Annotated in this window: 12 protein-coding genes and 1 riboswitch; of the genes, 7 read left to right on the top strand and 5 right to left on the bottom strand. The window is 68.2% G+C overall.

Going from position 1 to position 22,452, the window contains the following annotated elements; translation table 11 throughout:
* The first annotated feature begins 213 nt into the window (after positions 1–213).
* Both C1926_RS11360 and C1926_RS11355 read left to right on the top strand, forming a co-directional pair.
* Positions 214–2,010 (top strand): autotransporter assembly complex family protein, encoded by a 1,797-nt coding sequence (locus C1926_RS11360; RefSeq protein ID WP_108759262.1) that lies wholly within the window; start codon positions 214–216, stop codon positions 2,008–2,010.
* Positions 2,007–5,876 carry a translocation/assembly module TamB domain-containing protein gene (locus tag C1926_RS11355; protein ID WP_108759261.1) on the top strand — a complete coding sequence of 1,290 codons (3,870 nt, stop codon included), beginning with the start codon at positions 2,007–2,009 and terminating at the stop codon, positions 5,874–5,876. Before C1926_RS11360 ends, C1926_RS11355 begins: the two co-directional genes overlap by 4 nt.
* Positions 5,877–5,894: 18 nt before the next feature.
* Here C1926_RS11355 and C1926_RS21805 read toward each other — a convergent pair whose 3' ends face one another.
* From C1926_RS21805 to C1926_RS11340, 3 genes are read right to left on the bottom strand one after another with little or no spacing between them, the layout of a single operon-like run.
* Positions 5,895–7,214, bottom strand: coding sequence for a hypothetical protein (locus C1926_RS21805; RefSeq protein ID WP_254057254.1), 1,320 nt, complete (start codon positions 7,212–7,214; stop codon positions 5,895–5,897).
* The gene (locus C1926_RS11345) at positions 7,211–8,611 is read right to left on the bottom strand and encodes a hypothetical protein (RefSeq protein WP_108759260.1); all 1,401 of its coding nucleotides are present in this window, start codon (positions 8,609–8,611) and stop codon (positions 7,211–7,213) included. Before C1926_RS11345 ends, C1926_RS21805 begins: the two co-directional genes overlap by 4 nt.
* A complete protein-coding gene (locus C1926_RS11340; protein WP_108759259.1) occupies positions 8,608–10,296 on the bottom strand; it encodes a molecular chaperone HscC in 1,689 nt (562 codons plus the stop codon). Before C1926_RS11340 ends, C1926_RS11345 begins: the two co-directional genes overlap by 4 nt.
* Positions 10,297–10,441: 145 nt before the next feature.
* On the opposite strand from C1926_RS11340, the gene C1926_RS11335 reads away from it, so the two are divergent.
* From C1926_RS11335 to C1926_RS11320, 4 genes are all read left to right on the top strand, one after another.
* A complete protein-coding gene (locus C1926_RS11335) occupies positions 10,442–12,589 on the top strand; it encodes a S46 family peptidase (RefSeq protein WP_108759258.1) in 2,148 nt (715 codons plus the stop codon).
* 135 nt (positions 12,590–12,724) lie between these two features.
* Positions 12,725–16,171 carry a PAS domain-containing hybrid sensor histidine kinase/response regulator gene (locus tag C1926_RS11330; RefSeq protein ID WP_108759257.1) on the top strand — a complete coding sequence of 1,149 codons (3,447 nt, stop codon included), beginning with the start codon at positions 12,725–12,727 and terminating at the stop codon, positions 16,169–16,171.
* Positions 16,172–16,336: 165 nt separating this feature from the next.
* Positions 16,337–16,505: riboswitch (yybP-ykoY riboswitch) on the top strand.
* Positions 16,506–16,515: 10 nt separating this feature from the next.
* Positions 16,516–17,091 carry a manganese efflux pump MntP family protein gene (locus C1926_RS11325; RefSeq protein WP_079224342.1) on the top strand — a complete coding sequence of 192 codons (576 nt, stop codon included), beginning with the start codon at positions 16,516–16,518 and terminating at the stop codon, positions 17,089–17,091.
* 270 nt (positions 17,092–17,361) lie between these two features.
* Positions 17,362–17,817 (top strand): transposase, encoded by a 456-nt coding sequence (locus C1926_RS11320; RefSeq protein WP_108759256.1) that lies wholly within the window; start codon positions 17,362–17,364, stop codon positions 17,815–17,817.
* A 259-nt stretch (positions 17,818–18,076) separates the two neighbouring features.
* Here the strand turns inward: C1926_RS11320 and C1926_RS11315 are convergent, their stop codons facing one another.
* Both C1926_RS11315 and acs read right to left on the bottom strand, forming a co-directional pair.
* A complete protein-coding gene (locus C1926_RS11315; RefSeq protein WP_108759255.1) occupies positions 18,077–18,742 on the bottom strand; it encodes a response regulator transcription factor in 666 nt (221 codons plus the stop codon).
* An 81-nt stretch (positions 18,743–18,823) separates the two neighbouring features.
* Entirely contained in the window at positions 18,824–20,767 is a 1,944-nt protein-coding gene (acs, locus tag C1926_RS11310; protein WP_108759254.1) for an acetate--CoA ligase, read from the bottom strand.
* 244 nt (positions 20,768–21,011) lie between these two features.
* Between acs and C1926_RS11305 the strand changes: the two genes are divergently transcribed.
* Positions 21,012–22,439: a DcaP family trimeric outer membrane transporter gene (locus C1926_RS11305; RefSeq protein ID WP_079224338.1), complete on the top strand. Its 1,428-nt coding sequence runs from the start codon at positions 21,012–21,014 to the stop codon at positions 22,437–22,439.
* The last annotated feature ends 13 nt before the right edge of the window (positions 22,440–22,452 follow it).

Genomic DNA, 22,452 nt, shown 5'->3' with positions numbered 1-22,452 from the left:
TCGGGATGACCCATCCATGCATGGCATGGATGGGTGGGTAGCGCCGGGCCATGCCCGGCGGCTTCTTGCGGGACCGCGCTGCGCGCTCGCCGGGCATGGCCCGGCGCTACCCATATCGTGCAGATGAGGCGCATAAAGACGCGCATTTTGACTGCCACTTAACAACCGATCCCCATTCGTGCGCTGCATTTCGCATCGTCACGCGCGGTCGGTATGCTGTGCCGCATGCAGCCAAAGAAATACGCCCTCCCGCTGATGGTCCTGACCCTGGCCACCACGTCCGTGGCCCATGCGCGCGGCACCATCGACAAGGTGGACATCAAGGGATTGGACAAGGGCGACGACGCGGCGATCATCGAGAACATCCAGGAATCGCTGACGCTGTACGACACCATCGGCAAGGAACAGGGCGAGTCGCGGCTGGAATACCTGCTGTCGCAGGCCGAGCGGCAGACCCGCGAGGCGCTGGAGCCGTTTGGCTACTACAACCCGGTGATCACCGTGGAAGCGCCCCGCCAGGACGAGCGCGTGCAGGTGCATATCCGGGTGGAGAAGGGCGAGCCGGTGCGCGTGCGCCGCGAGCACATCGACATCACCGGCCCTGCCATGTACGACCAGTACCTGCAGGATGACCTGGCCGCATTCAAGCCGCGCAAGGGCCAGCGCTTCGAACACACCCAGTACGAAGCCAGCAAGATCACCATCACCCGGCGCCTGGCCGAGCGCGGCTACTTCGATGCCGACTACACCCAGCGCCAGGTGCAGGTCACCCGCGCGGAAAACGCTGCCGACATCGACCTGACCTGGGACAGCGGCCGCCGCTACAACATGGGCCCGGTGACGTTCGAGCAGGACTACTTCGTCGACAAGCTGTTCGACCCGCTGGTGTACTGGGAACAGGGCAGCTACTTCCACGAAGGCAAGCTGGACCGCCTGCGCGAGTCGCTGACCAAGCTCGATTACTTCAGCGTGATCGACATCCAGCCGCGGCCCGACCAGGCCGATGAGAACGGCGAAGTGCCGGTGGACGTGAAGCTGACCCGGGCCAAGCGCACCATCTACACCTCGGGCCTGAGCTACGGCAGCGAGAGTGGCGCGGGTGTGCGTGGCGGCATCGAGCGGCGCTACGTGAACAGCCGCGGCCACAAAATGAACACCCAGCTGGACTATGCGCAGAAGCGCAAGAGCCTGACCAGCACCTACCGCGTGCCGGCGTTCAAGTGGCTCGATGGCTGGTACGGGTTCACCGCCAGTGCCTACGACGAGCAGACCGACTACATCGACCTGCGCAACTTCAAGCTGATCGCCAGCCGCAGCGGGCAGATCAACGAGAACTGGACCGCCATCGCCTCGATGAACGCCCTGCGCGAACGCTGGCGCTACGCCTCGGGCACCGAGTTCACCAATGCGGTCTACAACACTTCGACCCTGGTGTACCCGCAGCTGGTCGCCGACTACGTCAACGTCGACGATCCGCTGTTCCCGCGCAGCGGCATCAGCGGCACCGCCACCCTGCGCGGCGGCATCGAGGGCGCCGGTTCGGATACCAGCTTCGTGCAGGCCAACGCGGTGCTGCGCTGGTACATCCCGGTGGGCCAGAGCGATCGCCTGATCCTGCGCGGCGAAGGCGGTACGACATGGACCAGTGACCTGGTGGCGATGCCGCCGAGCCTGCGCTACTTCGCCGGTGGCGACCGCAGCATCCGCGGCTATGCCTTCCGTGAAGTGGGCCCGCGCACGCCGGCCCCGGACAAGTACGCGCTCGGCGCGAAGAACCTGGTGGTCGGCTCGGCCGAGTACGAGCATTACTTCAAGGGTGGCCCATGGGGTGCGGCGGTGTTCGTCGACACCGGCAGCGCGTTCGACAACACCATCGACCTGCATACCGGCGTGGGCTTCGGCGTGCGCTGGAAATCGCCGGTGGGGCCGGTGCGCGTGGACATCGCGCACGGCCTGAACAACCCTGATTCGCAGTTCCAGCTGTACCTGAACATCGGAGCGGACCTGTGAGCGCGCAGACCCCGGACACCCGCACTCCGCCGCCGCCGCGCGTGCGTTTCTACCGCCGCCGCCGTTTCTGGGCATGGTCGGGCGTGGGCGTGATCGGCCTGGTGCTGCTGGCGCTGCTGGCCGTGTACTGGCTGCTGCAGACCGTGGCCGGCCGCGATGTGCTGCTGGCCCAGGTGGTGGCGCGCCTGCCGGTGGGCGCCAGCTTCACCTGGGACAAAGCGGACGGCCCGGTGGCCGGGCCGCTGACCCTGTACAACGTCGATTTCCGCTACGACGACATCCACTTCCACACCGAACGCGCGCACCTGGAGCCGGACCTGCGCCCGCTGCTGGGCCGCAAGCTGCAGCTGGACAAGCTGGAACTGACCAACGCCACGCTCAACCTGGCCAAGAGCGATGAGCCGTTCAAGCTGCCGTCGTGGCCCGATTCGCTGCCGCAGATCGAGATGCCGCTGGCGATCCAGGCCGATGTCATCGCCATCGATGGGTTCCGCATCAGCCAGGCCAACGAACCGGTGATCGACATCAGCCGCGTGCGCGGCGGCATCGAGATCGCCAACGGTGAATTCCAGGCCCGGCAGCTGGTCGTGGCCAGCGACATGGGCGATTTCACCGCGCAGGGCCGCTACATCCCGGCCAAGGATTACGACACCGACGTGACCGTGACGGCCGTGCTGCCGGCACCGCGTGGACGCACCGCCGCGACCCTGGGCCTGGTCGCGCGTGGCGACCTGGCGCACATGGAAGTGGCCGTGGCCGGCCGTGCACCGCAGCCGCTGAAGGCGATGCTGGTGTTCGACGGCCGTACCGACCCGACCTGGAATGCCACGGTCCGCAGCGACGAGCTGGACCTGGCGCTGCTGTCGCCGGCGCTGGCGACCTCGGGCATCGCGCCGCTGGCACTGGATTTCACCGCCTCAGGCAAGGGTGGCAACGCCAACCTGCAGGGCCGGGTGAAGCAGGGCGAGCAGGAACTGGAGCTGGCACCGTCGGTGGTTTCGCTGCAGGACCAGGTGCTGAAGGTCTCGCCGTTGGTGGTGAAGGGCCTGGGCGGCGAAGCACGCCTGCAAGGCACCGCTGATTTCAGCCAGGAAGACCAGCAGAAACTCAACTTCTCGGTGATCGCGCAGAACCTGACCTGGGTGCCGGCGCCGGACCCGAACACCGCCGGCAGCGCACCGGTGCCGGTGACGCTGAAGGAAGCGCGCTTCGGCCTGGCCGGCACGCTGCAGGCCTGGGCTGCGATCGGCCGTGCCGACGTGCAGCGCGAGGAACAGAAGGCACAGCTGCGCTTCGACGTGCGTGGCAACGACAAGGCCGCACAGATCCACCAGCTGCAGGCGCAGACCCCGGGCGGGCAGCTGCAGGTGGAAGGCCAGGTGGCCTGGTCGCCGCAGCTGGACTGGGATGCCAAGGCGACGCTGAAGGACTTCGACCCGGGCTATTTCGTGCCGGGCTGGAATGGGCGGCTGTCTGGCAATCTTGCCTCCAAGGGCCAGCAGCTGCCGCCGCCGGCCAATGCACCGGCCGGTACCACCGGCACGCTGCAGGCGACGGTGGACCTGCCGTCGCTGAAGGGCACGCTGCGCCAGCGCAACGTCGATGCGCAGGGCAAGTTCGCCCTGCAGGGCGAACAGGGTCAGGGCGAGCTGAAGCTGACCGTAGGCAGCAGCCGGGTGACCGCGTCGGGCAAGGTGGGTGATCGCCTGGACATCGATGCACGCTTCGAGCCGCTGCAGCTGAGCGATCTGCTGCCCGGCGCCGATGGCGGCCTGCGCGGCCAGGTGCAGGTGAAGGGCCCGCGCGATGCGCCGGATATCACCGCCGACCTGGTCGGCAACAACCTCAACTGGGATGGCTACGGCGCCGAAAGCCTGAGCATCAAGGGCCACCTGCCGTGGCGTGGCGACAGCGGCACGCTGGCCGTGCAGGGCCAGCAGGTCAACGCAGGCATGCTGCTGGAGCGCTTGAACGTGGATGCGCAGGGCAGTGTTTCCAACCTGCGCCTGGCCGCACAGACGCGCAACGAGATGGGCGCGATCGACCTGCAGGGCAGCGTGCGCCAGCAGGGCACGCAGTGGCGCGGGGAACTGGCCGCGCTGCGCATCGCACCGATGAAGGGCGATGCGTGGTCGCTGCGGGCGCCGGCGACCTTCGCCATCAACGGCGGCACCTACACGCTGTCCGAAGCCTGCCTGGCCACCACCGGCGGTGGCGCGCTGTGCGCGCAGGCCAACTGGCCGCGCGAGGGCGTGGTGGTGCGCAGTGATGCGCTGCCGCTGTCGCTGGTGCAGCCGTGGCTGCCGCCGCAGTCCGGCCGCCGCATCTACCTGCGTGGCGATGTCAGCCTGGACGCGCAGATCCGCCCGCGCGCCAATGCGTGGGAAGGCCACGTGGAAGTGCGCTCGAAGGAAGGCGGCGTGCGCCTGGGCGAGCTGCGCAACGCCGGTACCGCTGGCACCGACAGCACCCGAGGCGAACTGGTGCGCTACGACCAGTTCTCGCTGAAGCTGGACATGACCCCGGCCAGCATCAAGGGCTATCTGGGCATGGGCTTCCAGGGCAACGGCTTCGTCGATGCGAGGATGCAGACCGGCTGGGAGGCCAGCGCGCCGTTGAACGGCGAGCTCTACCTCAACATGTCGCGGCTGTACTGGCTGGAGCTGTTCTCGCCGGACATCGTGCGCCCCACCGGCCTGATCGAAGGCCACGTGAGCCTGCGCGGCACGCGCGGCCAGCCTTCGCTGGGCGGCGATGCCACGCTGAGCAACTTCAAGGGCGAGTTCCCGGCGCTGGGCCTGACCTTCGACCAGGGCAAGGGCAGCTTCGTGGCCCAGCCCGATGGCTCGGCCAAGATCACCGCGCAGGCCAACTCGGGCCAGGGCACGCTGTACGTCGACGGTGGCCTGTCCTGGTTCGGCGATGCACAGCCACTGCAGCTGAAGATCCATGGCGAGAACGTGCTGGTGTCCAACACCAGCGAACTGCGCATCGTCGCCAACCCCGATCTCGACTTCACCCTGGCCAAGGCGGCGATGGAGCTGCGCGGCACCGTCAACGTGCCCGAGGCCGATATCGACCTGGAGCGCCTGGACCGTGGCACCTCGGTGTCCGAGGACGTGGTGGTGCTGGACCCGGCCGACCCGGAGGAGTCGCGTACCTCGCCGCTGGACATGGACCTGACGGTAAGCCTGGGCGACAAGGTGAAGATGACCGGCTTCGGCCTGAAGGGCGGGCTGACCGGCAAGATGCAGGTGTGGGCCAAGCCCGGCCGCGAGATGACCGCCAATGGCGGGCTTGAGGTGAGCGGCCGCTACAAGGCCTATGGCCAGGACCTGACCATCACCCGCGGCAACCTCAACTGGAACTACAACGCCGTCTCCGATCCGCGCATCAACATCCGCGCCGAACGCCGCATCGGTGATGTCACCGCCGGCATCGACGTGACCGGGCGCGCGCAGCAGCCGCGCGCGGACGTGTGGTCGGACCCGGCGATGTCGCAGTCCGAAGCGCTGGCCTACCTGGTGCTGGGCCGCAGCCTGACCAACGCCAGTACCGACCAGACCCAGCAGGTCACCGCGGCCTCGGCGGCGCTGTCGGCCGGCAGCGGCCTGCTGGCCTCGCAGCTGGGCGCCAAGCTGGGCCTGGACGATGCCGGCGTGAGCCAGTCGCGCGCGCTGGGCGGTTCGGTGATCGGCTTCGGCAAGTACATCTCGCCCAAGCTGTACGTCGGCTACGGCGTGTCGATGGTGGGCGCCGGTTCGGTGCTGACCCTGAAGTACCTGCTGCGCCGCGGCTTCGACGTGGAAGTGGAATCGAGCACGGTGGAAAACCGCGGCTCGCTGAACTGGCGCCGCGAGAAATGACCCCGTCGCCGGCTGCGATCAACGGTTGAACCAGCGCAGCTGGTCGCGGTGGGCGTGCAGGTCCTTGGCCCAGTAGACCAGGGCCACCACCAGCGCGGGCACGATCAGCAGGATGGCGATCATCATGCCTGCGCCGCCGGCCTCCTCCCCGGCCGGCACACAGCGCTTCACGAAGCGCTGGCGGGCCATGCGCAGCACCACGGCGCTGGCCACCAGCAGCACGAGCAGCGCGGTGAAGGGAACCTCGGTGGTGCTGCGCAGTGCGAGGTGGAACGCACCCATCACCGCGGCGACCGCCAGCGGAATGGCCAGAATGCGCAGCCCCGGCAGGACGGTTGCAGCGTGCTCCGGCAGGGACTGCCAGCGCACGATCGCACGCAGCACCATGGAGCTGAGCCACAGCACCGGGGCCAACAGCACCGCAACCGCGATGAGCAGCGCCGCGCGCTGGCCTCCGTCCAGCAGGCCATCGGACGAGGCGGGCAGCGGCCAGCTGGCGACCACGCCCCAGGTGCAGAGCAGCCCCAGGGCCAGTGCCACCAGCGACGTGCGCAGGCCGCCGGCCTGCCAATGGATGGCGTCGCCCTCGCGCCCGAAGCGTGACCAGAACGCCACCTGCCCGGCATCCAGGCCCGGTGGCAGGCGCAGGTCGTGCCAGTAGCCCAGCGCCGCCAGCAGGTTGATCGCCTGGTGCGCGCGCGACGGCTGCAGGGTGCTCAGCAGGTTGCGCCACGCCGGGCGCGGCTCGCGCAGGCTGGGCAGCACATCGCTGCCGGGCACCAGCAGGGTGTCGCTGATGCCTGAGTAGCGGACCGCCAGCGCACCCGCACCGGCCGGTGACAGCAGCCAGCGCTGTTCGCAGCGGCGTGCCACGGCATCCAGCCAGTGCATGTCCCAGCCCCGTACCGGGTCATCCCAGCCGAAGCATTCACCGAGCAGGTCGAAGCGCGTGCGTGGCAGGGCGGGTTCGTTGTTCACCAGGTGCTGCAGCACGGCCTGGCCAATGAGACGCTTGCCGTGCAGCGACCACAGCTCCGGTTGCTGCTGCAGGGTCTGCCGCAGGAGCGCGTCATCGCCCTGTGCGGCCACCTCGACCAGCTGCGCGGCAACGGCATCGTGGTCCACCTCGTGCGTCGACGCCTGCGACGCGCTTTCCCTGGGTGGTGCCACATCGCCGGCCAGCTGCGCCAACGCGGCCTGGTAGGCCTCGTGCAGCTGCTGGAACGCCACCGGATCATCTTCGGGCCGGGTGACCCGCAGCTGCCTGGCATAGGCGCGCTTGATGGCGCGCTCGTCAGCGTCGGCGCCCAGCCCCAGCCGTTGCATCCAATCACTCATGCCCACTGGCCCCGCACATTGCGCCAGCCATCCCACAGCCAGAGCACGAGCGTGGCGACCAGGGCCAGTTCGGCCACCACCACCATCATGAACGTCAGTTTCAGCAGCGGCAGCGCGGCCAGCAGCAGCCAGCCGTTGAAATGCACTTCCAGGCGGCTGCGCTTCCAGAAGCGCACCAGGGCCAGCACCAGCGCCGACCACGCCAGTGCCGTGCCGGCCATGCGCAGATCCATGACGTGGATCAGCACCACGGCCATCACCGCCAGCAGCGGAATCAGCAGCAGGCGCGGGTAGCGCCCACGCGAAGCGGCAGGTTCATCGCCGCTCTGCCAGCGCAGCAGCGTGTGCAGGGGCGGTGCCAGCCCGCCCAACACCGTCAGCGCGAGCAGCGCCCACAGTGCAAGCTCGGCGAAACGCTGCATGGGCCATGCGTCGGGCTCGCTGCTCTTCAGCACGCCATACCCCAGGATCAGCGCCGACAGGGCGAGGCCACTGGCGATGCCGCGCAGCAGGCCCTGCAGGCCGCGCACCACGCTCATGCGGTCGCGCTGGCCGATGCGCAGCCAGAAGTCGACCTGCTGCGCGCGCAACGGTGCGGGTGCATCGGTGGCATCGTCGATGCACAGCACGTCCAGCGTGCGATTGAGGTCGCGCCCCCGCATCGGCGGCAGCGACGTCAGCAGGGCCTGCCAGGGCTTCCAGGGGCGTGACAACCAGGCCAGGTGGTCGCGCGCGCCGGTGACGGTGGAGGGCAGCCCGTTCTGCCGCAGCAGCTCGGCCAGTCGCCCATGGTTGCGCGGCTGCACCACCCAGCTGCGATGCATCTGCAGGCGGTGCGCGTGCAGCGCATAGGGGTCGATGCCGCTGTGCAGATCATTCCAGCCGAAGGTCTCGACAAGCACTTCGCTGATGCCCATCGACAGCGGCGGGACGTGGTTGCACAGCTGGGCCAGCACCACCTCGCCGATCGCAGGCTTGCTGTACAGCGACCACAGTTCGGGCTGCTGCGCCAGCCAGTCGCGCAGCGGGCCAGGCTCCAGCTGCAAGGCCCGGGTCAGGATGCCGTGCGCGCTGGCGGCGACGTCCACGGTCTGCGGGGGCGGGGCCGGGGCATCGGCGAACGCCCTGTCCGCAGGCGCGGGTGCAGTCGCAGGCGCAGATTCGGGCGCGGGTTCGGGGCCGCTGGCTACGTGGGCGCTGGCGGCGCTTGCTGCTTCCAACGGCACCGGCCGCTGCTGCACCCATGCAAGCGCGGCCTGGTAGGCCTCATGCAGCTGCTGGAACGCGGCCGGGTCATCGTCGGGGCGGGTCACCCGCAGGCGCTGCGCGTAGGCGCGCTTGATCGTGCGCTCGTCGGCGTCCTCGTCCAGCGCCAGCACCTCCAGGCCCCAGCTCATGCATCGCGCTCCAGCATGTCCAGCGCCTGGGACAGCTCGCGGCGCTGCTGCTCGATGTGGTGCAGATCCTGGCCGTCCAGGGCATGGCGGAACTGCATCAGCCAGCCCTGCAGCGTGTCGCGGTGGTGGATGAATTCCTCGTACAGGCGCTCGGCGCGGGCCACCACGGCCAGGTTCTGCTGGGTGTCACGCGGGTGGATCTTCAGGCCCTGCAGGGCGGCCAGGCGCTGCTGGATCTCGGTGGTCGACATCAGGCCCGGGTTCTGCTCCAGGATCAGCTCATGGCGCAGGCCGCTGGCGTCCTCGGTGACTTCCACCTGCAGCAGGCCGTTGATGTCGTAGGTGAAGCGGGTGGTGACCCCGCGTTCCTCCAGCGGCCCGCGATGGGTGAGCGGCACGCGCAGCTCGCCCAGCTTGATGTTGCGGTCCACGGTCGGGCTTTCGCCCTGGTAGATGTCGATCACCACTTCGCGCTGCTGCTCCTGGATGGGGAAGAAGCGATCCTCGCGGCTGACCGGCACCACGCTGTTGCGCTGGATGATCGGGTGGAAATAGCCACCGCGCGACTGCCCATCGGCGGTGCGGCGCGACACCTGGGTACCCAGCGTGTAGGGGCAGACATCGGTCAGCACCACTTCGCGCAGGGCCTCGTCGCGACCCTTCAGGCCGGCGGCGAAGGTGGCACCCAGGGCGATGGCATGGTCGGGGTGGATATGGCGCAGCGGCAGCCGGCCGAACATGCGGGTGACCAGGCGGCTGACCATCGGCATGCGTACCGCGCCGCCCACCAGCACGATGTCGTCCAGTGCGTCCGGCTGCAGCCGCGCATCGCGGATGGCGCGCTCGATCGGGCCGCGCATGCGCTGCAGCAGGGGATCGCACAGCCGGGCAAATGCCGCCTCGTCCAGCGACCAGTGCAGCTGGCGCTCGCCCAGCGCCAGTTCCAGCGTGCTGCTGCCGCTGTGGCTCAGTTCGCGCTTGAACAGTTCCAGATGCCGCAGCAGCTGCGCCTTCTCGCTGGCGGCCAACGTGGCCAGGTCCAGCCGCTGGTCGGCCAGCAGGGCGTCCAGCAGCACGCGCGAGAAATCCTCGCCGCCCAGGAAATTGTCACCGGCACTGGCATGGACTTCGACCACCCCGTCGAACAGCTCCAGGATCGAGACATCGAAGGTGCCGCCGCCCAGGTCCAGCACCAGCACGCGGCCTTCGCCCTCGCGCTGCTGCAGGCCATAGGCCAGCGCTGCTGCCGTGGGCTCGTTGATCAGGCGCTCGACGCGGATGCCGGCCAGTTCGCCGGCGCTGCGCGTTGCCTTGCGCTGCGCATCGGAGAAGTACGCCGGCACGCTGATCACCGCCTCTTCCACCTTCTGCCCGAGCGCAGCCTCGGCGTCGGCCAGCAGCGAGCGCAGCACCAGGGCCGACAGTTCCTCGGGCCGGAAGCTGCGGTCGCCCAGGCGGGTCTGCCGGTCGGTCCCCATCCAGCGCTTGAAGTTCGCCACGCTGTGCGCCGGATGGCTGACCAGGCGGTCGCGCGCCGGTTGCCCGACCAGCACCGCGCCATCGGCCAGGCTGACCACCGAGGGCGTCAGCAGCTCGCCGTGTGCATTGGGGAACAGCCGCCCGCCACCTGCCTCGTAGATGCCCACCAGCGAATGGGTGGTGCCCAGGTCGATACCGACGATCATGCTGCTTCCCTGACTGCATGTGATGGAGCGCCGATTGTAGGCTGGTCGAGCGGCCGATGAACGCGCCGCCCCCAACCATCGGCCGTTGCCCCATCCGCCCCCAGCGGCTATGGTCCCGGGCTGTTCTGTACTGCCGGAAATGCCGATGCCTGCCCGTAAAACCCTTCCTGCCGCCCTGGCCCTGGGCCTGACCCTCGCTGCAGGCGCCCACGCCGATGAAGGCATGTGGATGCCGACCCAGCTGCCGGAGCTGGCCAAGCCGCTGCAGGCGGCCGGTTTCAAGGGCAACCCGGCCGAGCTGGCCAACGTCACCGCGCCGCCGCTGAGCGCGGTGGTGCGTGCCGGCGGTGGCACCGCCTCGTTCGTTTCCGCCGATGGCCTGCTGCTGACCAACCACCACGTGGCGATGGGCGTGATCCAGTACAACAGCTCGCCCGAGCACGACCTCATCAACGGCGGCTTCATCGCCCAGGGCCGCGCCGACGAGCGCCCGGCCAACCCGGACTTCCGCGTGCTGGTCACCGTCGGCTTCGACAAGGTGACCGACCAGGTGCTGGCCCAGGCCCGCGGCAAGACCGGCCGTGCCTACTTCGACGCCGTCGACGCGGCCAGCAAGCAGATCGTGGCCGAGTGCGAGAAGGACGGCAGCGTGCGCTGCTCGGTGGCCAACATGTACTACGGCACCGATTTCTACCGCATCGCCCAGCTGGAACTGAGCGACGTGCGCCTGGTGTACGCACCGCCGCGCGCCATCGGCAACTACGGCGATGAGATCGACAACTTCATGTGGCCGCGCCACACCGGCGATTTCACCCTGCTGCGCGCCTACGTCGGCAAGGACGGCAAGCCGGCCGCCTACAGCAAGGACAACGTGCCCTACCAGGCGCCGGCGCACCTGCAGATGTCGGTGGAAGGCCCGAAGGAAGGCGACTACGCGATGCTGGCCGGTTACCCGGGCATCACCTACCGCCACCGCACCGCGGCCGAATTCGCCGGCCAGATCGACACCGTGCTGCCGCGCCGCGTCTCGGTGTTCCAGCAGATGATCGACACCATCGAGGCGGCCAGCGCCAATGATGCGCAGGCACGCACCCGCTACGCCTCGCAGCTGCAGTCGCTGAAGAACAACCGCAAGCGCGCCGCCGGCGAGCTGGAAGGCCTGCTGCGCAGCGATGCCAAGGCCCAGCGCGCTGCCGACGAAACCGCCATGCTGGCCGCCACCGACCGCCGGTACCAGGCCGACATCAAGGCGCTGCTGGCCAACCTGTCGCAGGGCGCGGCGGTGGGCGAGCGTGACCTGCTGCTGGACCAGATGGCCGCGCAGACCCAGCTGCTGCGCTCGGCCCTGCTGCTGGAACGCCTGCGCATCGAATCGGCCAAGCCGGACGCGCAGCGCGAAACCGGCTACCAGCAGCGCGACCAGGCGATGATCGAGGGCGTGCTCAAGCAGGTGCAGCGCCGCTACGCACCGGAGGTCGAGAAGGCCCTGCTGACCCGCCTGCTGACCCGCTACCAGCAGTTGCCGGATGCGCAGCGCGTGGCCGAGTTCGACGCCGCCTTCGGCCGCACCCCGGCCGAGCTGGCCAAGGCCCTGGATGGCCTGTACGCCGGCACCCAGCTGGGTGACGAGGCCCAGCGCCTTTCGCGCTTCGCCGCCGCCCGCGAAGGCAAGGCCCTGGCCGCCGATCCGCTGGTGGCCGTGGCCGGCCCGCTGGTGGCCGCGCAGCTGCGCATCGAGAACGAGAGCAAGACCCGCGAAGGCGAGCAGCTGCGCCTGCGCCCGGCCTACATGCAGGCGCTGTTCGCCTGGCGTGCCAAGCAGGGCCGCGCGGTGTACCCGGATGCCAACCGCACCCTGCGCATCAGCTACGGCAAGGTGGAGGCGCTGCATCCGCGTGACGGCGTGACCTATTCGCCGGTGACCACTGTGGCCGGCATCGTCGAAAAGAACACCAACGCCTACCCGTTCGATGCACCGAAGCCGCTGCTGGCCGCCATCGCCAAGGGCGATTTCGGCAGCACCGCCGACCCGGCGCTGAAGACCCAGACGGTCAACTTCCTGACCAACCTGGACACCACCGGCGGCAACTCCGGCTCGCCGGTGCTCAACGCCAAGGGTGAGCTGATCGGCCTGAACTTCGACAGCAACTGGGAATCGGTCAGCGCCAGCTGGTGGTTCGACCCGCGCTTCAAGCGGGCCGTGCACGTGGACATGCGCTATCTGCGCTGGCTGCTGGCCAAGGTCTACCCGGCGCCCGAGCTGCTGAAGGAAATGGGCGTGCCGGCCCAGTAAGAAGCCGGCCACGACCAACGGTCGTGGCCCGCACCGCGTAAGCCCCCACCTTGGTGGGGGTGGTTGCCCCCAACGAGCCCGTACACCCGGCCATGCCTGGCCTACACTGCGGGTTCCTCTGACGGAAACGCGCGCGTGGTCTCCAGCTGGATCCTGCTGCTGGTCTCGGTTGCCTATGCCGCGCTGCTGTTCGGCGTGGCGTGGTGGGGCGACCGCCGGCCGATGTACCCCGACCGTCCGTGGCTGCGGCCGGTCGTCTACAGCCTGGCGCTGGCCGTGTACTGCTCGTCGTGGACCTTCTACGGCGCGGTCGGTACCGCGGTGCGCCACGGCGTGGGCTACCTGCCCATCTACATCGGCCCGCTGCTGATGCTGCTGTTCGGCTGGCGCATCATCGAGCGCCTGGCGCTGGTGGCGCGCAGCCAGAACGTGGTGTCCATCGCCGATTTCATCTCCTCGCGCTTCGGCCGCTCGCGGCGGCTGGCCGCGCTGGTGGCGATCATTGCCCTGATCGGCATCGTTCCGTACCTGGCCCTGCAGTACAAAGCAGTGGCGATGAGCCTGCAGGTGCTGACCGGCAACGCCGGCCCGACCGGCTACTTCACTGATCCGGCGCTGTACGTGGCCCTGCTGATGGCCCTGTTCGCGACCCTGTTCGGTACCCGCCAGGTCGATGCCACCGAGCACCACCACGGCATGATGCTGGCCATCGCCTTCGAATCGGTCATCAAGCTGCTGGCGATGCTCGCGGTGGGCGTGTTCGCCTACCTGTGGCTGAGCAACCGCACCGATGCGGTGGTGCAGTCGGTGCATACGCTGTTCACCGGCCTGCCGCCGGTGGGCTTCATCTCGCAGACGCTGCTCAGCTTCCTGGCCATCATCTGCCTGCCACGCCAGTTCCACGTGGCCGTGGTCGAGTGTGGCGATGTGCGCGACGTACGCCGCGCGCGCTGGATGTTCGGCAGCTACCTGGTGCTGATTTCGGCGATGGTGCTGCCGATCGCCACCGCCGGCGTCACCCTGTTCGGCACCGGCGGCACGGTCGCGGACGATTCGATGGTGCTGGCCCTGCCGCTGGCCGAAGGCCGCAACGCGCTGGCGCTGATCGCCTACGTCGGTGGTTTCTCGGCGGCGACCGGCATGGTCATCGTGGCCTCCATCGCGCTGGCCACCATGGTCAGCAACGACCTGGTGATGCCGGTGCTGCTGCGCCGCAGTGGCGACCACCAGGAGGCGGCAGACATGGCCTCGCGCGTGCTGTGGATCCGCCGACTGGCAATTCTTTTCCTGGCTTTGATGGCCTACAGCTACTACCGCGGCAGCAGCAATGACAGCAGCCTGGCCTCGTATGGGCTGATGGCTTTCGCCGCCGTGGCGCAGTTCGCGCCGGGCCTGATTGGTGGCCTGTACTGGCGCGGCGCCAGCCGTCGCGGCGTTGAGGCCGGCATGGTGCTGGGCTTTGCCACCTGGATGTACACCCTGCTGCTGCCCGCGATGACCATGGCCGGCTGGGTGGATGCGACCTGGGTGCAGCACGGTCCGTTCGGCGTGGAATGGCTGCGCCCGCAGCAGCTGTTCGGCATGACCGGCTGGGACCCGCTGACCCACGGCACGTTCTGGTCGCTGCTGGTCAACGCGGCCACGATGATGCTGGTGTCCGCGCGCTGGCGCCCGGGCGTGGACGAGCGCCTGCGCGCCGCGCCCTTCCTCGACCCCTACGCCGAACGCCCCTCGGTGGCGGGCGGCTGGCCCGGCCACGTGCACGTGGGCGACCTGCTGGCCCTGGCTTCGCGCGTGGTGGGTGAGCGCCACGCGCGGCGTTCGTTCTTCGAACAGGCACAGTCGCTGGGCCGCGAGCTGCAGTCCTCGGCACCGGCCGACCGGCCTTGGGTGCAGTTCACCGAGCGCCTGCTGGCCGCGTCGATCGGCGCCGCCTCCGCGCGCCTGCTGCTGACCAGCCTGCTGCGTGGCTCGGGCATGGACCTGGGCGAAGTGGTGGCGGTGCTGGACGAAGCGGGGCAGGAGCTGCGCTTCAACCGCGAAATCCTGTCCACCACACTGGAAAACATCAGCGCCGGCGTCAGCGTGGTCGACCCGGACATGCGCCTGACGGCGTGGAACCGGCGCTACCAGGACATGTTCGGCTACCCCGACGGCATGCTCTACGTGGGCCGGCCGGTGGCTGACCTGATCCGCTACAACGCCGAACGCGGCGAGCTCGGCGAAGGCGACATCGAAGTGCAGATCAACCGCCGCATCGGTTACATGCGCGCCGGTTCACCGCACGTTTTCGAACGCACGCGCAGCGATGGCAAGGTGATCGAGATGCGCGGCCAGGCGCTGCCCGGCGGCGGTTACGTGACCAGCTACAACGACATCACCGACTACAAGCACGCGGAAAAAGCACTGCTGGAAGCCAACGAAACGCTGGAACAGCGCGTGGCCGAGCGCTCGCACGAAGCCGAGGTCGCGCAGCAGTCGAAGACCCGCTTCCTCGCGGCGATCAGCCATGACGTGCTGCAGCCGCTGAATGCCGCGCGCCTGTTCGCGTCGGCATTGCGTGACAGCGACCACGTGAGCGACGAGCAGAAGCACCTGGCCGAACGCGTGGATGCTTCGCTGCGCGCGGCCGAAGAACTGCTGGATGGCCTGCTGGACGTGTCGCGGCTGGATGCCGGCGGCCTGCATCCGGTCATAGGCGAGTTCGATGTGAGTGCGCTGATGCGCGAACTGGCCGCGCAGTACACGCCGGTGGCGGCCGGTCGTGGCCTGCGCCTGGACCTGTTCGCCCGTACCACCTGGGTTCGCAGCGACCGCCGCCTGCTGCGCCGCGTGCTGCAGAACTTCCTTGCCAACGCACTGCGCTACACGCGCCAGGGCCGCATCGTGCTGGCCGTGCGCCAGCGTGGCGACGAAGTGGAACTGCAGGTGTGGGATACCGGCCCGGGCATCCCCGAGCACCACATGCGGCAGATCTTCGAGGAGTTCCACCGCTACCAGCAACCCTTCGATTGGGGCGAGCAGGGGCTGGGCCTGGGCCTGTCGATCTGCCAGCGCATCTCGCGCCTGCTCGATCACCGACTGAACGCGCGCAGCCGGGTCGGCAGTGGTTCGATGTTCTCGATCATCCTGCCGCGCGTGGCGCCGTTGCCGGGCTACAGCGAGCCGCTGCTGCCCGCCCAGGCCGCCGCACCGCCGGTGCGCAGCGACTCGCTGGCCGGGCTGCGCGTGCTGTGCGTGGACAACGACGAGGAGATCCTCGATGGCATGCGCGCGCTGCTGGGCCGCTGGCAGGTGCAGGTGATCACCGCATCAACCGTGGACCAGGCGCTGGAGAAGGTGGCCGGGCAACCGCAGGTGATGCTGGTGGACTACCACCTGCATGACCGCATGGATGGCCTGGACGCGCTGGTGGCGCTGCGCGAAGCGGCCGGCTACCCGTTGCCGGGCGCGCTGCTGACCGCCGATGGCCGCGATGAGCTGAAGCGGATGGCACGCGAGCGCGGCTACCGCGTGCTGACCAAGCCGATCAAGCCGGCCTCGCTGCGCGCCTTCCTGGGCGCGCTGCGCGACGCGAGGTAAACGCCGGGCTACCCAACCCCTTGTAGAGCCGAGCCCATGCTCGGCTGGATCGCGCCGTGCGCCCGCAATTTCCACGGCAATATAGCCTTCGCTATACAAACCAGCCCTGCCTGCGCGTTTACCCGCAAATGCGCCACGCGCGGATCGCGGTGCTAAGCTTCGCGTCCCCTTGGGGAGTAGCCGGATTCCTTCGCAGGAATCGTCCACGTCAACATACTCGGCCAGTGCGCCGTGGCGTGGACAACCATGATGGTTGGCGAGACCAGCGGCCCGCGCGCGCAACGACAGGTTGGGCGCGAGCGCGAGCCGTGCGTCCGTCTTTGCCCGACCTTCAGCAGCCGCCAATGTCTCCTGTTTCGATCCTCCTGATCGGTTTCGCCATGTCCACCGATGCCTTCGCTGCCGCGATCGGCAAGGGTGCTGCCATGCGCAAGCCGGTGTTCCGCGATGCACTCCGCGCCGGCATCATCTTCGGCGTCATCGAGGCGATCACGCCCATCATCGGCTGGCTGCTCGGCCGCGCCGCCCTGCAGTACGTCGAAGCGTTCGACCATTGGATCGCCTTCGGCCTGCTGGTCGCGCTGGGCGTGCACATGATCATCAACGGCGTGCGCCCGGACAGCGGCGAAGAGGACGAGGATCCCTCCCAGCACCACGGTTTCTGGAAGCTGGCGCTGACCGGTTTCGCCACCAGCATCGATGCCATGGCCGTGGGTATCGGCCTGGCGTTCATGGACGTGCATATCGGCGTGATGGCTGCGGTCATCGGCCTGTGCACGCTGACCATGGTCACCGCCGGCATCATGCTGGGCCGCGTGCTGGGCGGCATGGTCGGCAAGCGCGCCGAGATCATCGGCGGCGTGATCCTGGTGATCATCGGTTCGACGATCCTGTACGAACACCTGCACGGCGTGGCGTAACACGCAGAACTGTAGAGCCGAGCCTGCGCTCGGCTCACGCGCGCAGCGCGGTTCTCAGGCGAAACGCAGCCGAGCATGGGCTCGGCTCTACAAGTCCAGGTGCTGCGGGAGTCCTGTAGAGCCGAGCCTGCGCTCGGCTCATGCGCGCAGCGCGGTTCTCAGGCGAAAGGCAGCCGAGCATGGGCTCGGCTCTACAACGGGGAAATGGCCTACATGTCTCGCCGTGGTGCACTGATGGAGAGCCTGTCGGTCGCAATATAGTATTCGGGCATGTCCAGCCCAGCACTCCGTAATGGCCGCTGGTCGCAGACCGGCAATGTCTACGCGATCACCACGGTGACACACGCGCGTCGACGCTGGTTTGACGATGAAGCCAACGTCGACCTTCTGATCGAGGCGCTCCGTACGGTGGAGCGGACGGGACGGACGTGTTCCCTGGCCTGGGTGATCATGCCGGATCATCTTCACTGGCTGATCGAACTGCGACGCGGAACGCTCGCCGGCTGCTTGCAGATCCTCAAGTCCAGAAGCGGGCGGGCCATCGCCAGGCGCGTTGATGCCGATGCACCGATCTGGCAACCGGGGTACTACGATCACGGCCTGCGCAGCGATGAATGCCTGCGCACGCAGGCGATGTACATTGCGGCCAATCCGGTTCGTGCCGGGCTGGCTACGCATCTTGGCGAGTATCCCTACGCCTGGAGCAGATGGCCCTTGCAGGATTAGCGCGGTCTTCGGCGAACAGCAGCCGAGCATGGGCTCGGCTCCACAAATTCAGGTGCCGCGAAGACCTGTAGAGCCGAGCCTGCGCTCGGCTCACGCGCGTAGCGCGGTCCTTGGCGAACAGCAGCCGAGCATGGGCTCGGCTCTACAAAGGCAGGTACCGGGGAGTCCTGTAGAGCCGAGCCTACGCTCGGCTCACGCGCGTAGCGCGGCCTTCGGCGAACAGCAGCCGAGCATGGGCTCGGCTCTACAAACGGGAGTGTCAGTCTTCATCCGGCGGCAGCACGATGGCGTCGTCGTCGATCGCCAGCTTGCCGGCCATCAGCACGGCCTGGGTGCGGTTGGTCACGCCGAGCTTGCGCAGGATGGCGGTGACGTGGGCCTTGATCGTGGCTTCGGAGACGTTGAGGTCGTAGGCGATCTGTTTGTTCAAGCGGCCGGCGCCGAGCATCTGCAGCACGCGGAACTGCTGCGGGGTGAGCTCGCGCAGGCGCTGGCCGACTTCGCGCTCCTCGCTGCCGGTGGGCGGCACGTTGTGCGCTTCCGGCGGCGCCCAGGTTTCACCATCGAGGATGGTGCCCAGTGCATGCCCGATCGTGTCCGAGTCGGCCGACTTCGGAATGAAGCCCAGCGCGCCGTGGTCGAGCGCGCGGCGCATCACCGTGGCTTCTTCGCGCGCGGACACCACCACCACCGGCAGGTGCGGGTGCAGCGAGCGCATGTGCACCAGCGCGTTGAATCCCTGCGCGCCGGGCATGTTGAGGTCCATCAGGACCAGGTCGGCGTCGTTGTGCTGGTCGGCCAGGGCGTACAGCGCTTCCACGCTGTCGGCCTCGAACAGCTGCACGCCCGGGATGACCCGCTGCACGGCCCCTCGCAGGGCTTCACGGAACAACGGGTGGTCATCGGCAATCAGGAGGGTGGTCATGGTCGGGGGGGAACCGTGGGGAAAGCTGCATGGGGTCAGAACCCTTTCCTGGCGGAAAGGGTTCTGACCCCGGGTGATGCATCAGCGGACCTTGCGTTCGTCCACCAGCGACGCCACCACCGACGGATCGGCCAGGGTCGAGGTGTCGCCGAGCTGGTCCGGCGCGTTCTCGGCGATCTTGCGCAGGATGCGGCGCATGATCTTGCCCGAGCGGGTCTTGGGCAGGCCCGGCGCCCACTGCAGGTGGTCCGGCGTGGCGATGGGGCCGATCTCCTTGCGTACCCACGCCACCAGCTCCTTGTGCAGCTCGTCGCTGGGGGTTTCGTCGGCCACCAGGGTCACGTAGGCATAGATGCCCTGGCCCTTGACGTCGTGCGGGAAGCCCACGACGGCGGCTTCGGCCACCTTCGGGTGCGAAACCAGCGCGCTCTCCACTTCGGCGGTGCCGATGCGGTGGCCGGACACGTTGATCACATCGTCCACGCGGCCGGTGATCCAGTAGTAGCCATCTTCATCGCGGCGGCAACCGTCGCCCGTGAAGTAGCTGCCCGGGTAGGTGCGGAAATAGGTGTCGATGAAGCGCTGGTGGTCGCCGTAGACCGTACGCATCTGGCCCGGCCAGGAATCACGGATGATCAGGTTGCCCTCGGTCGGGCCGTCCTGGATCTCGCCATCGGCATTGACCAGCGCCGGCTGCACGCCGAAGAAGGGCAGGGTGGCCGAACCCGGCTTGAGGTCCATCGCGCCGGCCAGCGGCGAGATCAGGATGCCGCCGGTCTCGGTCTGCCACCAGGTATCGACGATCGGGCAGCGGCTGTCGCCGACCACCTCGTAGTACCAGCGCCAGGCTTCGGGATTGATCGGCTCGCCGACGCTGCCGAGCAGGCGCAGCGAGGCGCGCGACGTCTTCTTCACCGGCTCCTCGCCTTCGCGCATCAGTGCACGGATGGCGGTCGGCGCGGTGTAGAAGATGGTCACCTGGTGCTTGTCGATGACATTCCAGAAACGCGAGGTGTCCGGGTAGTTCGGCACGCCTTCGAACATCAGCGAGGTCGCGCCGTTGGCCAGCGGGCCGTACACGATGTAGCTGTGGCCGGTGACCCAGCCGACATCGGCGGTGCACCAGTAGATGTCGTCCTCGCGCAGGTCGAACACCGCTTCATGGGTGTAGGCCGCGTACAGCAGGTACCCACCGGTGGTGTGCAGCACGCCCTTCGGCTTGCCGGTGGAACCGGAGGTGTAGAGGATGAACAACGGGTCTTCCGCGTTCATGCGTTCCGGCTCGCAGGTGGACGGCTGGCTGTCCACCACGTCGTGGAACCAGCGGTCGCGCGGGGCCTGCATGTCCACCGCGCCGCCGGTGTGGCGCACCACCAGCACGGTTTCGACGGTATTGGTGCCTGGCAGCTTCAGCGCGGCATCGACGTTGGCCTTCAGCGGAATCCTGCGGCCTCCGCGCAGGCCCTCGTCGGCGGTGATGATCAGCTTGCTCTGGCAATCGCTGACACGGTCGGCGATCGAGTTCGGCGCGAAGCCACCGAACACCACCGAATGGATGGCACCAATGCGCGCGCAGGCGAGCATGGCCACGGCGGCGTCGACGATCATCGGCAGGTAGATGGTGACCCGGTCACCCTTCTTGACGCCCAGGTTGCGCAGCGCGTTGCCGAGGCGGCAGGTGCGCTCGTACAGCTCGCGATAGGTCACGTGCTGGGCCGGCGCGTCCGGGCCGTCCGGTTCGAACAGCAGGGCGGTCTTGTCGCCGCGCTTCTCGAGCTGGCGGTCCAGGCAGTTCACGCTGGCGTTGAGCTCGCCGTCCTCGAACCACTTGATGCGGAAGTCGGCCAGGTCGTAGCTGACGTTCCTGATCGTGGTCGGCTTGCGCATCCAGTCCAGCCGCTCGGCGGCCTTGCCCCAGAACGCATCCGGGTCGGTCACCGAAGCCTGGTACTGCTGCTGGTAAGACGTCTTGTCGATGCGTGCCTTGGCGGCGAACTGCGGATCGACGGGGTAGATATCAGCCATGGCACCCTCACTTGCACGTTGACTTTGTATGTGCGGTCGCAGCATCGCAGCGACCCTCCGCCACCAGTTTGCCCCATCCACCCCCGGTCGCGTCACCACGGCGCTTAGACCATGGTCGAAAGGCGGCGCTCTGCAGGCCCGGGTTCGACCAATGGCGAATACCGCTATACATAAACGCCCCGCAGTCTCGGCTCGACCGTGCCCCACGCGCGGCATCACCTTGCCACTTGGGAGAGAGGGCAACATGAGCCACCGTACGTTGAAAGCCGTGCGCAAACCTTTGGCGGCCTGCTTGCTGGTCGCCCTGGTCGCACCGGGCATGGCGTTTGCAGAGACCGCCAAAGAGAAAGCACTGGAAGCACGCGTCGCCGAACTGGAACGCCAGGTCCAGGCGCTGCTGTCCTCGCAGCAGCAACAGCAGACCCAGATCGTCCAGACCCAGCAGGCCGTGACCGATGTCCGCGCCGTGCAGGCCGAGCAGAAGCCGGTCGCACAGGTGCCGGCCGGCAAGCAGCCGATCCAGGTCACCACCATCACCCCGGGCGCCGCGCCGGGCACCACGGTCAAGATCGGCGGCTTCATCAAGGCCGATTTCCTGGCCACCCAGACCAGCGATGGCCAGCTGGCCGACGATGCCACCGGCCGCGCGCTGTACCTGCCGGGCCAGACCCCGGTGGCCGGCGCCGGCGGCTCGGGCAAGCGCTCGGACGTGGACTACAACGCCCACGCCAAGTTCTCGCGCTTCAACATCGGCATCGACAACGTCAGCGAGTCGGGCAACAAGTCCGGCGCGATGTTCGAGATGGACTTCTTCGGCAATTCGCTGGGCAACCAGACCGCCACCAACACCTACGGCGTGACCCTGCGCCACGCCTACATGTACTGGAACAACTGGCTGGCTGGCCAGACCTGGTCCAACTTCATGGATGCGGCGGCGCTGCCGGAAGCGGTCGACTTCGTCGGCCCGACCGATGGCGTGATCTTCGTCCGCCAGGCCCAGGTGCGTTACACGCAGGGCGGTTTCAGCGTCGCCCTGGAAAACCCGGAAACCACCACCCTCACCGGCACCCGCAACCCGGTCACCGGCGCGTGGACCAACGCCAGCGCCAACTCCGACCGTGGCAGCCTGCCCGACCTGACGATGCGTTACGGCTGGAAGGGCGACTGGGGCACCTTCGGCGTCGGCGGCATCGTCCGCCAGCTGAAGGTCGACAACCAGGCCACCAACGCCAAGGCCGACAAGGTGGCCGGCGGCCTGACCCTCGGCGGCAAGTGGGTGATGGGCGGCAATGATTCGCTGCATTACCAGCTGACCGGTGGCGAAGGAATCGCCCGTTACATCGGCCTGGGCGTTACCGCGGACACTGCCTACGACATCGCCCGCGACGAGCTCAACCCGACCGGCGTGCTGGCCGGCTACGTCGGCTGGCGCCATGCATTCACCCCGAAGCTGCGCACCAACCTGATCTACGCCCGCAGCGACTACGACAACGATGGCAGCCTGGGGCCGCTGGTCACCAAGAGCGTGCAGAGCATCCGCGGCAACATCTTCTACACGCCGATGCCCAAGGTCGATATCGGTGCCGAGTACATGTACGGCGTGCGTGAGATCGAGGACGGCCGCAAGGGCGACATCAACCGCGTGCAGTTCACTACGAAGTACAGCTTCTAAGAGCGTGCCGGCC

The organism is Stenotrophomonas sp. ZAC14A_NAIMI4_1, assembly GCF_003086915.1.
In the GTDB taxonomy this organism is placed as follows: domain Bacteria; phylum Pseudomonadota; class Gammaproteobacteria; order Xanthomonadales; family Xanthomonadaceae; genus Stenotrophomonas.
Note: the sequence above shows the minus strand (reverse complement) of the source record. Positions and strands in the feature narration are given on the sequence as shown.

Coding starts and splice junctions, on each gene's coding strand:
- C1926_RS11360 (WP_108759262.1), top strand. CDS start 214: ATGCTGTGCCGCATGCAGCCAAAGAAATACGCCCTCCCGCTGATGGTC.
- C1926_RS21805 (WP_254057254.1), bottom strand. CDS start 7,214: ATGAGTGATTGGATGCAACGGCTGGGGCTGGGCGCCGACGCTGACGAG.
- C1926_RS11345 (WP_108759260.1), bottom strand. CDS start 8,611: ATGAGCTGGGGCCTGGAGGTGCTGGCGCTGGACGAGGACGCCGACGAG.
- C1926_RS11340 (WP_108759259.1), bottom strand. CDS start 10,296: ATGATCGTCGGTATCGACCTGGGCACCACCCATTCGCTGGTGGGCATC.
- C1926_RS11335 (WP_108759258.1), top strand. CDS start 10,442: ATGCCTGCCCGTAAAACCCTTCCTGCCGCCCTGGCCCTGGGCCTGACC.
- C1926_RS11325 (WP_079224342.1), top strand. CDS start 16,516: ATGTCTCCTGTTTCGATCCTCCTGATCGGTTTCGCCATGTCCACCGAT.
- C1926_RS11320 (WP_108759256.1), top strand. CDS start 17,362: ATGTCCAGCCCAGCACTCCGTAATGGCCGCTGGTCGCAGACCGGCAAT.
- C1926_RS11315 (WP_108759255.1), bottom strand. CDS start 18,742: ATGACCACCCTCCTGATTGCCGATGACCACCCGTTGTTCCGTGAAGCC.
- acs (WP_108759254.1), bottom strand. CDS start 20,767: ATGGCTGATATCTACCCCGTCGATCCGCAGTTCGCCGCCAAGGCACGC.
- C1926_RS11305 (WP_079224338.1), top strand. CDS start 21,012: ATGAGCCACCGTACGTTGAAAGCCGTGCGCAAACCTTTGGCGGCCTGC.